11 protein-coding genes and 1 pseudogene are annotated in these 15,648 nt (G+C 67.8%); 7 read left to right on the forward strand and 5 right to left on the reverse strand.

The features are described from left to right. Positions 1 to 133 precede the first annotated feature (133 nt). Positions 134 to 1,435: an ABC transporter substrate-binding protein gene (locus tag ACTHNC_RS08565; protein WP_440294179.1), complete on the reverse strand. Its 1,302-nt coding sequence runs from the start codon at positions 1,433 to 1,435 to the stop codon at positions 134 to 136. Between the two features lie 269 nt (positions 1,436 to 1,704). Between ACTHNC_RS08565 and ACTHNC_RS08570 the strand changes: the two genes are divergently transcribed. Further along, entirely contained in the window at positions 1,705 to 4,800 is a 3,096-nt protein-coding gene (locus ACTHNC_RS08570; protein WP_440294180.1) for a glycoside hydrolase family 2 TIM barrel-domain containing protein, read from the forward strand. Here ACTHNC_RS08570 and ACTHNC_RS08575 read toward each other — a convergent pair whose 3' ends face one another. Continuing rightward, entirely contained in the window at positions 4,801 to 6,768 is a 1,968-nt protein-coding gene (locus tag ACTHNC_RS08575) for an acyl-CoA dehydrogenase family protein (protein ID WP_440294181.1), read from the reverse strand. It abuts the gene before it with no gap. A gap of 112 nt (positions 6,769 to 6,880) precedes the next feature. Between ACTHNC_RS08575 and ACTHNC_RS08580 the strand changes: the two genes are divergently transcribed. Then, positions 6,881 to 7,096 carry a DUF2945 domain-containing protein gene (locus ACTHNC_RS08580; protein ID WP_440294182.1) on the forward strand — a complete coding sequence of 72 codons (216 nt, stop codon included), beginning with the start codon at positions 6,881 to 6,883 and terminating at the stop codon, positions 7,094 to 7,096. Further along, the gene (locus tag ACTHNC_RS08585) at positions 7,093 to 7,644 is read left to right on the forward strand and encodes a DUF488 domain-containing protein (protein ID WP_440294183.1); all 552 of its coding nucleotides are present in this window, start codon (positions 7,093 to 7,095) and stop codon (positions 7,642 to 7,644) included. Before ACTHNC_RS08580 ends, ACTHNC_RS08585 begins: the two co-directional genes overlap by 4 nt. A gap of 115 nt (positions 7,645 to 7,759) precedes the next feature. Here the strand turns inward: ACTHNC_RS08585 and ACTHNC_RS08590 are convergent, their stop codons facing one another. Further along, complete coding sequence (locus ACTHNC_RS08590; RefSeq protein ID WP_440294184.1) at positions 7,760 to 8,818, reverse strand: hypothetical protein; 1,059 nt, start codon at positions 8,816 to 8,818, stop codon at positions 7,760 to 7,762. Positions 8,819 to 8,944: 126 nt separating this feature from the next. Further along, the gene (gene rsmI / locus ACTHNC_RS08595; protein ID WP_440294189.1) at positions 8,945 to 9,760 is read right to left on the reverse strand and encodes a 16S rRNA (cytidine(1402)-2'-O)-methyltransferase; all 816 of its coding nucleotides are present in this window, start codon (positions 9,758 to 9,760) and stop codon (positions 8,945 to 8,947) included. A 104-nt stretch (positions 9,761 to 9,864) separates the two neighbouring features. Here rsmI and ACTHNC_RS08600 point away from each other — a divergent pair, with 104 nt between their 5' ends. Genes ACTHNC_RS08600 through ACTHNC_RS08615 form a run of 4 tightly spaced genes read left to right on the forward strand, consistent with a single transcriptional unit; the run spans position 9,865 to position 15,149 of the window. Then, positions 9,865 to 11,508, forward strand: coding sequence for a dolichyl-phosphate-mannose--protein mannosyltransferase (locus tag ACTHNC_RS08600; RefSeq protein WP_440294185.1), 1,644 nt, complete (start codon positions 9,865 to 9,867; stop codon positions 11,506 to 11,508). A 54-nt stretch (positions 11,509 to 11,562) separates the two neighbouring features. Then, positions 11,563 to 13,221, forward strand: a complete 1,659-nt coding sequence (locus ACTHNC_RS08605) for a S53 family peptidase (RefSeq protein ID WP_440294186.1) — start codon at positions 11,563 to 11,565, stop codon at positions 13,219 to 13,221. Positions 13,222 to 13,275: 54 nt separating this feature from the next. After that, positions 13,276 to 14,568, forward strand: a complete 1,293-nt coding sequence (locus tag ACTHNC_RS08610; protein WP_440294187.1) for an O-acetylhomoserine aminocarboxypropyltransferase/cysteine synthase family protein — start codon at positions 13,276 to 13,278, stop codon at positions 14,566 to 14,568. Continuing rightward, a complete protein-coding gene (locus ACTHNC_RS08615; protein WP_440294188.1) occupies positions 14,568 to 15,149 on the forward strand; it encodes a CoA-binding protein in 582 nt (193 codons plus the stop codon). The genes ACTHNC_RS08610 and ACTHNC_RS08615 overlap by 1 nt, the downstream gene beginning before the upstream one ends. A gap of 145 nt (positions 15,150 to 15,294) precedes the next feature. Here the strand turns inward: ACTHNC_RS08615 and ACTHNC_RS08620 are convergent. After that, positions 15,295 to 15,648: pseudogene (locus ACTHNC_RS08620) on the reverse strand (HNH endonuclease signature motif containing protein); the annotation flags it as partial.

Here is a 15,648-nt window from a genome sequence, read left to right on the forward strand (position 1 = left end):
ATTCTTAGGACCGGGGTGTTTAATTTAGTTTGGGGTCGCTGTGTCGGGGGGGGGGTTTCCCCCCGCCTGTACGCGGCGGCCTTCTGCGTGTCTGCAGACGTGACCGCCATGTCGAAAACCCTTTGCCGCGTGCCTACTGCCCGGCGTACTGGGTCTTGGCCTGGGTCTCGATGTTGCTGAGGTCGATGCTTCCGCTCTTGATGAACGTCTGCAGCGCGGGCTCGAGCACGTTGGTCGCCATGGCAGGCAGGGCGTCGCGGTCGAAGAACTGGCTGATCGACTTGGCGTCGGCGATCACACCGGCCAGCTTCTTCGTGAACGCGCTGTAGCCGGAGGTGTCGGCATCCTTCGCGGTCATGATGTTCGACTTGTCGACCGCGTAGTAGGCCTCCTGGCCGGCGCCGGTGCCCATGAACTGGAGCATGTCGCGTGCGGCCTGGTTCTGACCGCCCTTCTTCGACAGCATCAGTCCGTCGATCGGCGCCTCGACGGCATCCTGGCCCTCGACCGCGACCTCGGGGAACGGGAAGAAGTCGATGTCGGCGAGCACCGTCGGATCGGTGAACTGCTGCGTGATGAACGAGCCGAGCAGCATCATGCCCGACTTGTTCTGCGCGAGCTTCTGGGCGGCATCCTGCCAGGTGAGACCGAGCGCGTCGGGGTCCTGGTAGGGCAGCATGATCTTCCAGGTGTCGAAGACGTCTTGCACCTTCTTCTGGTTCCACGACTCCTTGTGCGCGCACAGGTCCATGTGGAACTGGTAGCCGTTCGTGCGCATGTTCAGGTAGTCGAACGTGCCGCACGCGGGCCAGGCATCCTTGTCGGCGAACTGGATCGGGATGAGTCCGTCCGCCTGCATCTGCTTGCAGAGCGCCTCGAACTGGTCCATCGTCTTCGGGACCTGGTAGCCCTTCGACTGCCAGAGCGACTTGCGGTAGAAGTAGCCCCACGGATAGTTGTAGTTCGGCACGAAGTACTTCTTGCCGTCCTCTCCGGTGGATGCCTTCGTGATGCCCTCGGAGAAGTTGCTGCCGATCTTCTTCCACACGTCGTCGACGTCGGCGACGAGACCCTTCTTCGCGTAGTACTGCATGCGGTAGCCGGCGAACCACGTGAACGCGTCGTCGGGGCTGCCCTGCAGGTAGTTGTTGATCTTGTTCTGGAACCCGTTGTGGTCGACGGTGTTGACCGTGACCTTGTCGCCGGACTTCTTCTCGAAGGCGGAGACGAACGAGGCGTATGCCTTCTTCGGGACGGGGTCGGAGGCGTTGGAACCGAACGTGAGCGACTTGCCGCCCCCGGAGGAACCGCCCCCGGAGGTAGTGCCGGTGCATGCCGCCAGCAGCGGAACGGCCCCCAGTCCCAGGGCTCCCACGCCGATGCCCTTCAGCAGGGTGCGGCGGTCGATGCTGGGACCGCGATTGAGCTCTTGCATGTTGACTCCTTTGTAACGTGCAGGGGGTGTGCAAAAACGCACAATTGCGATCATATTCGCCCATTGACTCCGCGCAAGTAACGAATCGGGTACGCCTCGGATGCTCGTGCACGCGCGGAAAGCAGGGAAAGCGCCTACCACCAGTGCCCGAGCGGAAGCGAGCCGAACAGGCGGTCGTGCGCGCGGACACGAAATCGCATAAATTCGCACAAGGCGTCCCGTCGTGGTTCGTCACGCCGGACCGACACGGCCGATTCGAAGGAGCTCGAATGTCCGCATCACCCCGAGGATCCGCCGCGCTTCAGGGAGAGGCGGCGGCCGTGTGGCGGCATCCCGAGATCACGTCGGTGGGACGCGAGCGCGGCCATGCCGTGCCGCGGACGACCGGCTTCGACGGAGAGCCGCTGAACGACGTCGTCGACCTGGATGGGACGTGGCAGTTCCAGCTGCTGCCGACCCCGGAGGCAGACCTCGGGGACGAGTGGCGGGACATCCGGGTGCCGGGAGCGTGGTCGCTGCAGGGCACCGACGATCTGCCGCAGTACCTCAACATCCGGATGCCGTTCCCGGACGCTCCCCCACGCGTTCCCGAAGCCAACCCGACCGGCGTCTACCGCCGCACGTTCACGGTGCCTGATGCGTGGAGCGGGCGTCGCATCGTGCTCAGCGTCGGCGCGGCGGAGAGCGTGCTGCTGGCGACCGTGAACGGAGTCCAGGTCGGTTCGAGCAAGGGCAGCCGGCTGGCGGCGGAGTTCGACGTGACCGACCTCGTGCACCCCGGCAACAATGACATCGAGCTGACGGTCGTGAAGTGGTCGGATGCCAGCTTCGTCGAGGATCAGGACCAGTGGTGGCTCGGTGGCATCACCCGCGGTGTTCGGCTGTATGCGACATCTCCCGTGTTCCTGCGCGATGTTCGCGTCGTCGCTGACTACGACGCCGCATCCGGCACCGGGCGGCTCGACGTGCAGGCGATCGTCGGAGCACCGCACGACGTGACGCCCGCCGGGCTGAGCGTGCGAGTTCGGCTGGGTGCGGCATCCGTTCCGGCGCCGGTCGCCGCTCCGGTTTCGACGCGGCTCGTGGTCGACCCGGAGGACGGCCACTCGCAGGAACTCCTGGCCCAGGTGCCGCCGGACGAGAACGTGTTCTCGCTGCACGCGAGGAACGCGGCCGGGATGCCCCTGCCGGAGCCAGTGCGCGTGCTCGCGTCGATCGCGACCGCCGTGAACTTCCCCGAGCCGGACGGACGGGCATCCGTCTCCCTCGAGCTGTCGGATGCCGCGCCGTGGACGGCCGAGACGCCTGCGCTATACCCGATCACGGTCGAACTCGTCGACGAGGACGGCGGCGCGCTCGACACCGCGCAGCTGCGGGTCGGGTTCCGCCGGGTCGAGATCGTCGGACGGGACCTGCTCGTGAACGGTCGGCGCATCCTTCTGCAGGGCGTGAACCGGCATGAGTTCGACCCGCGCACCGGGCGCACCCTCACGAGGGAGAAGACCGCCGCCGAGTTGGCGAACCTCAAGCGGTGGGGGTTCAACGCGATCCGTACCTCGCACTACCCGAACGACCCCGCGTTCTACGACCTGGCCGACGAGTACGGGTTCTACGTGATTGACGAGGCCGACGTCGAAGCGCACGACTGGGCGTGGTCGATCTGCGACGACCCGCGCTACCTGAACCAGTTCGTCGACCGCGTGTCGCGCATGGTGCTGCGCGACAAGAACCACCCCAGCATCATCGTCTGGTCGCTTGGCAACGAGAGCGGATCGGGCGTGAATCAGGATGCCGCCGCCGGCTGGGTGCGCGGCTACGACCCCACCCGCCCCGTGCACTACGAGGGCGCGATCGCCAAGGACTGGTTCGGCGGGCGCTCTCAGACCGACATCGTGTGCCCGATGTATCCGCCGATCGACGCGATCGTGTCGTACGCCGAAAGCGAGGGTGCCGACCGTCCGCTCATCATGTGCGAGTACAACCACGCGATGGGCAACTCGAACGGGTCGTTCGATGACTACTGGGCGGCGATCCGCTCGACGCCAGGCCTGCAGGGCGGATTCATCTGGGAGATGAAGGACCACGGCCTCGACCCGGACGGCGACGAGCACTACCGGTACGGCGGAGACTTCGGCCATGGGCTGAACGATGGCAACTTCTGCATCGACGGGCTGCTCTTCCCCGACGGGTCGCCGCACCCCGCGATCTGGGAGGTGCGGCGCGTGTTCTCCCCGGTCGAGATCGTGTCGGATGCTTCGGAAGCGCGCGCAGGGAAGGTGCGCCTGCTGAACCGGCAGACATTCGCGTCGTTGGAGAGCCTCACGGTCGAGGCGTCGGTTGCGCGCATCGACGGTGTGACGGAGCCGGTGCGGCTGGATGCCTCGGCGCAAGCGGGCGAGACGGCGGACGTCGCGCTGCCGGAGGAGCTCGTGCGCGGACTGACCGACGAGGGCGCACTCGCGTTGCGCGTCACGGTGCGCACTGTCTCGGACGCCGTGTGGGCGCCCGCGGGCACCGAGTTGGCGGTGCTGGAGCTTCGGGTTGCGGAGCCGAGCTCGTTGAGCGTGCAGAGTGTCTCGGGCCGGCAGAGTGCATCGGCAGTTGTCGTCGACCTCGACGACGAGGGCATGGTGCGGCATCCGCTCCTGGCCGGCGGTCCCCGGCTGCAGCTGTGGCGAGCGCTGACCGACAACGACAAGGCGATTCCGCTCGGGCAGCGGTTGGAGGCTACGGGTCTGCGAGACGCCGTGCGCACGGTCGAGGCCGTGGAGCACGACGGTGACACGACGGTTGTTCGGGCTCGATACTCCGCGTCCGCCGGAAATGTCGTGGAGCACACGCAGCGTGTGACGGCATCCGATGGCGAGCTGGAGTTCCACGAGACCGTCGTGATTCCCGAGTCGCTGCCGGACGTTCCACGGGTGGGCATCGAGTTCGCGCTCGTGCCGGGCTTCGAGCACGTGGAGTGGCTGGGCGACGGCCCGCACGAGACGTATCCCGACCGCCGCTCGTCCGGCTTGTTGGGCCGGTGGGAGTCGACGGTGGACGACCTCCAGACCCCGTACGTGCGGCCGCAGGAGAACGGAGGGCGCACGGGTGTGACGGCCGCATCACTCGGCGACGGCACCCAGACCATCGGGCTGTCGTTCTCCGAGCCCGTGCTGTTCACGGCATCCCACCAGAGCGTCGCGGACCTCGAGTCGACAGCGCACTCCTGGGAGCTCCCGCGGCGTGGCGAGACGATCGTCCGCGCCGACATCGCGCACCGCGGGCTGGGCAGCGCCTCGGTGGGACCGGATGCCCTGCCGCGCTTCATCGTGCGCCCCGGCACCTACGAGTGGAGCTGGTCGCTGACGCTGGGCTAGTCACCGATAGGTGCGGTGCACGCTCTCCTTCTCACTGCCGACGAACGAGGTATCGGCGATCCAGGGTCCGGTCCCCTCGGACGCGTCGATCACGCCCTCCTCAAGCCACGTCATGTCTCCGTCCATGACGCGCGCGGTGAGCTTGCGGTCGACGTCGTCCGTGTTGTCCCACAGCTCGCGGAACAGAGCGTCGACGCGTTGCCTGGACTGCCGGCAGAACACGTCCGCGAGCTGGTACGCGGACCGGCCACGTTGCGGATCGCCCGAGCGGATCATCTCGGCTCGCGTGCACGAGGCGGCCATGGCGAACAGCTCGGCGCCGATGTCGACGATGCGGCCGAGGAACGTCTCCTTGTGCTCGAGTCCGGCCTGCCATCTGCCCATGCCGTAGAACGTGGAGCGTGCCAGCTTGCGGGATGCCCGTTCCACGTAGCGCAGGTGGGCCGCCAGGGGTCCGAACTCGCCGTACGCTCCCGGCTCGTTGCCCTTGCCTGCCACGAGCGACGGTAGCCACTTCGCGTAGAAGCCGCTGGCCTTCGCGGCGGCCGTTGCTTTGGCACGAAGGTCGGCGTCGGGCGAGGCGAGGTCGCCTGCGGCCTTGAGGTGGGCATCCACCGCTTCGCGAGCGATCAGCAGGTGCATGATCTCGGTGGATCCCTCGAAGATGCGGTTGATGCGCATGTCGCGGGTCTGTTGTTCGGCGGCCACCGCCCGTTCGCCTCGCGCCCGTAGCGAGTCCGCTGTCTCGTAGCCGCGACCGCCCCGAATCTGTACCAGTTCGTCGGCCACGATGTAGCCCATCTCGCTCGACCAGAGCTTCGCGAGGGCCGCCTCGATGCGAACATCCTTCATGCCGGAGTCCGCCAGTTCGGCGGACAGCTCGAAGACCGCCTCCAGCGCGAACGCGGTCGCCGCGATGAACGCGATCTTCGTGGCGACGGCCTCGTGCTGCGCGATCGGGCGTCCCCACTGCACGCGCTCCGAGGACCACTCGCGCGCGATCTTCAGCGACCACTTGCCTGCCCCTGCGCAGAGCGCCGGAATCGAGAGCCGCCCGGTGTTGAGGGTGGTCAGCGCGATCTTGAGCCCCTGGCCCTCGCGGCCGAGGCGGTTCTCGGCCGGCACCCGCACGCCGTGGAAGCGGGTCACGCCGTTCTCGATGCCCTTCAGACCCATGAAGGCGTTGCGGTTCTCCACCGTGATGCCCGGCGAATCGGCCTCGACCACGAACGCGGTGATCCCGCCCTTCTGCCCGTCGTGCTCCGGCACCCGCGCCATGACGACCAGGAGTTCGGCGATCACACCGTTCGTGGTCCAGAGCTTCACGCCGTCGAGCAGGTAGGCCGATCCGTCGTCGGTGGGCGTCGCGGTCGCGGCCATCCTCGCCGGGTCGGAACCGACATCCGGTTCGGTGAGCAGGAACGCGGAGATCGCTCCGGCGGCGCAGCGCGGCAGGTACTTCTGCTTCTGCTCCTGCGAGCCGAACAGCTTCACGGGCTCCGGCACGCCGATCGACTGGTGCGCCGAGACCAGGGCACCGATCGAGGGATGCACCGACCCGATCAGCATCAGGGCGCGCCCGTAGTACAGCAGGCTCAAGCCGAGTCCGCCGTACTCCTGCGGGATCTTCATGCCGAAGACGCCCAGCTCCGAAAGCGCTGCGACGTACTCGTCGGGGATCAGCGCCTCACGCTCGATCCGCCTGCCGTCGAATGTCTCGCAGACGGATCTGAGTCGCGCCAGAAACTCCTCGCCGCGTTCGATGTCGTGCGCGTCGCCGCGCGGATGCGGGTGGATCAGCGACAGGTCGAAGTCGCCCAGATAGAGACCCTTCGCGAAGCTCGGCCGCTCCCACTCGGTCTCGCGCGCCGCCTCCGCGGTCTCGCGCGCGGCCCGTTCCCCCACGTCGGTGCTCTGCGGTCGAGTCTCGTAGTGCCCGGTCTGGCGCTGCCCAGTCTCGGTCGTCATGTGCCGCCTCCCCCTTGAAGCCCTGCACTCCCCTGCATCCTCATGCTAGGCACGGGACCGCGCCCCGAGGAGACTGATTGAATCGGTGCTCGTGCAGGTGTAGGGGGAACAGATGGCCAAGCACTTCGACGTGGGCGACCACGTGACGTGGAACTCCGAAGCGGGACACGTCAGCGGCACGATCATCGCTGTGCACACCGCCGACTTCGACTACAAGGGCTACACGCACCACGCGACTGCGGACGACCCGCAATACGAGATCAAGAGCGACAAGACCGATCACGTCGCGGCGCACAAGGGGTCTGCGCTCCACTTGGTGGACGAGTGACGCCTGAGGACGATGTGCGCCGTCCCTTCTTCACCGTCGGCCACTCCGACCGCGCGAGCGAGGCGTTCCTCGAGTTGCTGACGACGGCAGGGGTCGAGTCACTGGTCGACGTGCGCAAGCTGCCCGGGTCGCGCAGCAATCCGCAGTTCGACGAGGAGGTGCTGGCGCCCTCGCTCGCGCGCGCGAGCATCCGTTACCGCCACGACCCGGCGCTCGGCGGTCTGCGTGGGCGGTCGAAGACCGTGCCGCCCGAGGTGAACGCACTGTGGCGCAACCGCAGCTTCCACAACTACGCGGACTACGCGATGGGCGAGGAGTTCGCGGATGCCCTCGCACGGCTTCGTGCGGAGGGCGCGGAGACCACCACGGTCGTGATGTGCTCGGAGGCCGTATGGTGGCGGTGCCACCGTCGCATCATCGCAGACCACCTGCTCGCCTTCGGTGAGGACGTGCGGCACATCATGGAGGACCGCATCGACCCCGCGACGCTGACACCCGGTGCTTTGTTCCATGCCGACGGCAACGTCACGTACCCACCGGCGGACTGACGCCACTTGCTCATGGCGTCGACATGACATCCGTCCGAAAACAGGCGAATCGGTCATGTCCTGGGCGGGAAAGCGCGATCTGTCATGTTGACGAAATGCGCGGCTGCACGTCGGGTTACCAGGCCGATGCGACCTCGGCGTGGGTGCGCAGAATGTCCTCGGTGGTGCCCTCTGGCGCGCGGCCGATGCCGCATTCCGTTGCCACACCGAACACCGGGGCGTGCCCCAGAGCGGTACGGATGCGCCGGCTCGCGCCGTCCGCGCCGTCCTCCCTGTGCACGAGCCCGAGGTAGAGCTCGGTGTCGTCGCCGAGCCGCAGGTCGTCCAGCGGTGCGAAGTACGCGTTGTCGTCGCGCTCGATGGGCACGGGCAGGTGGATCCAGCTGATCGCGCGCGGCGAGGCATCCGTCAGCATGTTCGCGAAGCGCACGAGGTTGCCCGCGTCGGTCGGCTCGATGAAGTGCTTCTCGGCGACATCTCCGTAGCAGAGGTGGAAACCGACCTCGACGTCGAGCGGCACCCTGGATGCCTGGTCCGCCGACCGTTCCGTGAGACCGGCCCAGACGTCGTCGCCCCACCACGATTCGGCGCCGCGGCCTCCCCGGTGCAGCACGTCCTCGATGATGCCGAACTCGACAGCGTTGTCCCACTGGATGGCGAGATCGTCGTGCGGGATCGCATCCAGGATCTCCGCCAGCTCGCGGTACATCGCCTCCCGGTAGACGGGCTCGAAGGCGGCACGCTGCTCGGGCGGGAAGAACGCGCCGACCACCGCGAGCGGCGTCGGGAGCGACACCTGGAAGCGGGTGCCCGGCGCGATGACGCCCTCGCCGCGGAGTCGCCGGAAGATCTCGTACGACTCGACCGCGGCCTCGGCGTAGCCCAGTGGCGGAAGCTGCAGCTTCGACGGGTCGACACCGTCTGCGATGCGGAGCGGGCGGGCATCCAGCATGCGCAGCGGAATCGGATGCTCCCCCACGCGCTCGATTCCATCGGTCTGCCCCAGCACGTCGGGCTGGAACATGATCCAGTGGAACCGCTTGCCCGGCTCGCCGTCCGGGATGCGCTTCAGGAGCGGCCCCATCAACTCAGCTGCGGTGCGCATCGTGGTCTCGGCGTCGTCGTAGTTGACGCTGCCGACCAGCAGTGCGCCCTGAGGTTGCGTTCGGTTCACCAGCCTATTTTGGCGTGCCGAGTCACGCCGACATGACATCCGCCTGATAACAGGATGATCGGGCATTTTCCGGCAGGAGAGCGCGATCTGTCATGTTGACGATGTCGGGATGGCGACGTGCGCGGGCTAACGGCGAGCGCGGAGGGCGGCCTCGTAGAGGGTTCGGCGGGAGAGGCCGGTGGCAGCGGCGACGGAGGCCGCGGCATCCTTCAGGCTCTCGGTCGCAGTGAGCAGAAGCACCTCCTGCACGGCGGTGGCGAGGTCGACGGTGCGCGGTTTGGCTCCCGCGACCACGACGACGATCTCGCCGCGCACCCCGGCATCCGCCCACTGCGCGAGCTCGTCGGCGGTGCCGCGACGCACCTCCTCGTGCAGCTTCGTCAGCTCGCGGCACACGACGACGCGCCGGGATCCGCCGAGCGCGTGCCCGATCGCCCGCAGCGACTCGGCGAGCCGGTTCGGCGACTCGAAGAACACCATCGTGCGCTGCTCGTCGACGAGAGCACCCAGAGCGGATGCCCGCTCTCCCGGCTTGCGCGGAAGGAACCCCTCGAACGTGAACCGGTCGGTGGGCAGCCCGGACACGGCGAGCGCCATCAGCACCGCACTCGGCCCGGGGATCGCGGTCACCGTGACACCGGCCTCGATCGCCGCGGTGACCAGGTGATACCCGGGGTCGGAGACGGTGGGCATCCCGGCGTCCGACAGCACCAGCACATCGACGTCACGCGCCTGCTCCACGAGATCCGCCGAGCGCTCCCGCTCGTTGTGGTCGTGCAGCGCGACGAGCCGCGGCCGGTTCTCGACACCCAGCCCCTGCAGGAGCCGCTGCGTCACCCTGGTGTCTTCGGCCGCGACGATCTCGGCGTTCTCCAGTGCCTCGACGAGCCGGCGCGAGGCATCCCCCAGATTGCCGATAGGCGTCGCGGCGAGGATGATCACGTGTCCAGTCATACCAGCGATCAACGGCGTGCCCGGCAGTTGCGGACCCACCGCGGGACGTCCAAGGCCACTCGTGTGCCCGACGACCTCATAGCATTGCGGTCGTGACTGCCGACCCCGTGACGACCGGTGCCTTCGCGTCGATCGTCGAACCGACCGGATCGCGGCTCGACAGGTGGTTCGCCCGCACGATCAACACGCCGGCGCGACTGCGCTGGTACAACTGGGGGCTGCCCGCGCTCGTCACCCTGATCGCGGCGGTGACCCGGCTGTGGGCGCTCGGGGATCCGCACGCGCTCGTGTTCGACGAGACGTTCTACGTGAAGGACGCCTGGACCCTGATGCACAAGGGCTGGGAGGCCGCCTGGCCGGCGAACATCGATCCCCGGTTCGCGGACGGGGACGTGAACGCGTATACGAACGATCCGGAGTTCGTCGCGCATCCGCCGTTCGGCAAGTGGATGATCGCCGCCGGGCTCGCCCTGTTCGGCGCGCAGAACTCGGTCGGCTGGCGCATCTCCACCGCGGTGGTCGGCATCCTCGCGGTGGTCGTGCTCATGCTCATCGCGAAGCGGATGTTCCGCTCCACCCTGATCGCCGCGCTCGCCGGCTTCCTGATGGCGGTCGACGGCAACGCCATCGTGATGAGCCGGGTCGCCATCCTCGACAACTCCGTGATGTTCCTCGCGCTGCTCGCGTTCGGCTGCCTGCTGCTGGACCGCACGTGGCAGGAGAAGCGGCTCGCAGCGTGGATCGCGCGGAGCAGGGCCGAGGGGCATGAGCTCGGCTGGGGACCGTGGCTGTGGTGGCGTCCATGGCTGCTGCTGGCGGGCATCCTTCTCGGTCTCGACGCCGGCGTGAAGTGGACCGGGTTCTACTTCCTCGCGTTCTTCGCGGTGTACGTCGTGATCGTGGACGTGCTGGCAAGGCGTCGCGCCGGCATCCCGTTCTGGCCGGAGGCGGGCATCCTCAAGGGCGGCGTCGTCTCGTTCGTGCTCATGGTGCCGCTCGCCTTCGTCACGTATGTGGGCACCTGGACCGGATGGCTGCTCAACCCCGGCGGCTACTACCGCGACTGGGTGCAGACGACACCGGGTGCCAGGTGGACCGGTCTTCTGTCCTGGGTCCCGGACTGGGCGCAGAACCTGTGGCACTACCAGGCGGAGATGTACGGGTACTCGATCAACCTGCACACGCCGCATCCGTACCAGGCGAACCCGCTGACCTGGCTGCTCATGCTGCGCCCGACGAGCATGTACTACGTCGGAACGAAGCTCGGGGTGGACGGATGCACGTCGCAGGGCGGATGCTCGTCCGCGATCACCGAACTCGGCAACCCGATCATCTGGTGGGCGGGCACGGCGGCCCTGATCTACCTCATCTACCGGCTGATCCGTTACCGTAACTGGCGCCACGGCATGATCCTGATGGGCCTCGCCGCCGGATACCTGCCTTGGATGCTCTACGCCGGCCGCACCATCTTCACGTTCTACTCGATCGCCTTCGCGCCCTACCTCTACCTGGCGCTCGCGGCGACGTTCGCGCTCATCGTCGGCAGACCGACCGATGCCTCGTACCGGCGCGTACGCGGCCTCAGCCTGCTCGCCGCGTTCCTCATCGTCGTCGTGATCGTTTCGGTGTTCTTCTACCCGCTCTGGACGGGCATGCAGATCCCGTTCTGGTACTGGCAGATGCATATGTGGCTGCCGAACGTGGTCACCGGCATCGGCACCATCGGGTGGATATAGCGACGCACGCGCAAGTCCTGTTCGGTGTCGCACCCGGGTGGTAAGCCGTAGTACATGAGCGAACAACAGCCCCCTTCGAACGAACAGGCCGCTTCCCCCGATCGGGCGTCGTCGAACGGACAGGCGCCGTCGAACGAGCTGGCGCCGTCGAACGGACAGGCACCGTCGAACGAGCTGCCCGGCAGCCACCGGGAGCCGCTGACGTCGACGACGACTCCGATCCCCGGCGACGAAGAGGTCGAGGCGACGCTCATCCTGCGCAGGCGCGAGCCGGTTCCCGACGAGGTGCTGCGCAACCCGCTCCCCCGCGACGAGTTCGTGCGACGCTACGGGGCGGACCCCGCCGACATCGACACGGTCGTCGCGGAGGCGGAGGCGGCAGGTGCCGAGGTGATCTCGGTGGACGCCGGCGAGCGGCGCATCCGCATCAAGGCCAAGGCGAGTGTGGTGCAGGGCTTGTTCGGCACCACCCTGGAGAGCGCCACGCACGAGCCGAGGGACGGCCAGACGGTGCGGTTCCGGCAGCGCACCGGACCGCTCAGCGTGCCCGAGCCGATGCGCGACCGCGTCGTCGCGGTGCTCGGTCTGGACGATCGTCCGCAAGCCACCGCGCACTTCGTCTCGATCACCTCGGCCGCCGCAGCGGTCAGCTACACACCCGACCAGATCGCCGACATCTACCGGTTCCCCGCCGGCACGGACGGCACCGGACGCACCGTGGCGATCATCGAGCTCGGCGGCGGGTTCGACCAGGCCGACCTCGACGCGTACTTCGGCGAGTTGGGGATCGCGACGCCGAACGTGACCGCGGTGGGCGTGGACGGAGCATCCAATCAGCCGGGCGGCGACCCGAACGGCGCAGACGGCGAGGTGCTGCTCGACATCGAGGTGATCGGCGCGATCGCCCCGAAAGCGAACATCGTCGTGTACTTCGCACCCAACACCGATGCGGGATTCGTGGATGCTGTCACCCGCGCGGCACACGCCGAGCCGACGCCCGACGCCATCAGCATCAGCTGGGGTGAGAGTGAAGACTCCTGGACCGCACAGGCCAGGACCGCGTTCGACGACGCGCTCGTGGATGCCGCCGGCCTCGGCGTCACCGTGACCGCGGCCGCCGGGGACGACGGAAGCGCCGACCGGGTGACCGACGGCAAGGCGCACGTGGACTTTCCGGCATCCAGCCCGCACATCCTGGCCTGCGGCGGCACGAGCCTGAACGCGAACACTTCCACCGATCAGGTGACGTCGGAGGTCGTCTGGAACGACGGGGCGGGTCGTGGCGCCACCGGCGGCGGAGTCAGCGACGCGTTCGGACTGCCGAGCTGGCAGGCCAAGGTGGGCGTGCCGAAGACGGCGAGCGGGAACACCGGACGCGGCGTGCCCGACGTGGCAGGCGACGCGGATCCGCAGACCGGGTACAAGGTGCGGGTCGATGGCACCGACACCGTGATCGGCGGCACGAGCGCCGTCGCGCCGCTCTGGGCAGCGCTGACCGCGCGGCTCGTGCAGGCCACCGGCAACCGCCTGGGGCTGCTCTCGCTGCACGTGTATCCGGATGCCACGGCCACCGCGACTGCACCGGGGTTCCGCGACATCGTGACCGGCAACAACGGCGCATACAGTGCCCGTGCCGGGTGGGATGCCTGCACCGGCCTCGGTGTGCCCGACGGCGACGCGCTGCTGAAGGCGCTGCAGGCATCCTCGGGTTGACGCCGTGTTACGGCCCGTCCGGACGGGTGCGTGACGCTCCGTTACGGTAGCGGGGTGGCAGACCGCGAATTCGGCTTTCGCACGCGTGCGATCCATGCCGGCAACATCCCCGACCCCGTGACCGGCGCCCGTGCGCTCCCGATCTACCAGACGACAGCGTTCGTCTTCGACGACTCGGCGGATGCCGCCGCGCGGTTCGCGCTGCAGAAGTACGGCAACATCTACTCGCGGCTGAACAACCCGACCGTCGCCTCGTTCGAGGAACGCATCGCGAGCCTCGAGGGCGGTCTCGGCGCGGTGGCGACGGCGTCCGGCCTGAGCGCGCAGTACATCACGTTCGCGAGCCTCGCTGGTGCAGGCGATCACGTCGTGGCATCCGCGAGTCTTTATGGCGGGTCGGTCACGCAGCTGGATGTGACCCTGCGCCGGTTCGGCGTCGAGACCACGTTCGTCGACAGCGACGACCCGGCCGACTACGCGGCAGCGATCACGGACAAGACGAAGCTCGTGTTCGCCGAGACCATCGCGAACCCGTCCGGTGCGATCGCCGATCTCGAGGGCCTCGCCGAGGTGGCGCACGCCGCGGGCGTGCCGCTCGTCGTCGACTCGACGATCGCGACCCCCTACCTGAACCGGCCGATCGAGTGGGGTGCCGACATCGTCACGCACTCGGCAACCAAGTTCCTCGGCGGCCACGGCACGACGCTCGGCGGCGTCGTGATCGAGTCCGGCCGGTTCGACTGGCACAACCCGCGCTTCCCGCTGTTCAGCGAGCCCGTGCACACGTACGGCAATCTGCAGTGGAACGGCAACTTCGGCGAGTACGCGTTCCTCACCAGGCTGCGCGCCGAGCAGCTGCGCGACATCGGTCCGGCACTGGACCCGTTCGCCGCGTTCCTACTCGCGCAGGGCGTCGAGACGCTCCCGCTACGCATGCGTGCGCACATCGCCGGTGCGCGCGCCGTCGCGGAGTGGCTCGAGGCCGATCCGCGCATCGAGCACGTGTACTGGGCGGGCCTGGAGTCGCACCCGCACCACGAACGGGCGAAGAAGTATCTGCCGGAGGGCCCGGGCAGCGTGTTCAGCTTCGTCGTGAAGGGTGGCCGCGAGGTGGGGCAGGGCTTCATCGAGTCCGTGGACCTGGCCAGCCACCTGGCGAACATCGGTGACGCGAAGACGCTTGTCATCCATCCCGCGTCCACGACGCACGCACAGCTGACCGAGCAGCAGCTGCACGACGCGGGCGTGCTGCCGGGGCTCGTGCGCATCAGCGTCGGCATCGAAGACCCGGACGACATCATCTACGATCTGGACCAGGCGCTCACCAGAGCGCTGGAGGGCAAGTGATGAGCACAGCGACGGACGAGAGCACCACGGTCACGCAGCTTCCGAACGGCCTGAGCTGCGAGCTGCCGGCCGATTCGCCGCTCGCGCGGTTGCTGCGATCGCAGCGCACGTGGGTGGGTCCGGACGCGAAACAGCGGTTGGGCATCCTTCAGCGGGCGAAGTCTGTGGCGATCGTCGGAGCATCGTCGAACCCCTCGCGTGCCAGCTACTTCGTCGGCACCTACCTGCTGCAGTCCAGCGATTACCGGGTGTACTTCGTGAACCCCAACGCGGACACCATCCTCGGCCAGCCGGTGTACAAGTCGCTGGCCGACCTGCCCGAGGTGCCCGACATCGTGGATGTCTTCCGCAAGCCCTCCGACATCCCCTCGGTGATCGACGAGGTCGTCGCCATCGGCTCCCCGACGGTGTGGGTGCAGCTGGGCATTTGGAACGAGGATGCCGCTCGCTACGGCGAGGAAAAGGGCCTCACCGTCGTGATGGACCGGTGCATCAAGATCGAGCACGCCCGCTTCAACGGGAACCTGTACCTCTTCGGCTTCGACACCGGGGTGATTTCTGCCCGTAAGACAGCGCGCTGAGCCTTTTGTCTCCGCATCGCTCGCGTTCCCGCCCCGGCTAGAACGCGCACCCGCCTTGCCGCGGTCGGGTCCGCCGCGGCCATCTCCTCTCGGCTCAGGCCGAACGCGACACGGCGCTCTCCAGACAGTCCCCACTGCGGTGTGTTTATCCGGTGTGTTGTCGTACCTGTTCCCAGGTGGTGCTTTTGGGGTGGAGGGGTATTGGTGGCAGGTTCATCTCGGTCGGGGGTATGAGTTCGTAGTGGGTGCCGTGTCGGCGGATGTGCCAGTGGTTGTTGTGCAGGTTGAGGTGGTGGAATTTGCAGAGGCTGACGCCGTCGGCGATGTCGGTTCTGCCGTGGTGTTCGGCGTAGTTGTCGATGTGGTGGGCTTCGGTTTGCCAGGGTGGTCGGTCGCAGCCGGGCCAGAGGCATCCGCCGTCCCGGGCGCGGAGGATGACGCGTTGGGCTGGGCTGAAGAGTCTTCTGGTTCGGCCGAGGTTCAGGGCGCGTCCTGACCG

This window comes from Humibacter sp., assembly GCF_051954055.1.
Classification (GTDB): Bacteria; Actinomycetota; Actinomycetes; order Actinomycetales; family Microbacteriaceae; genus Humibacter.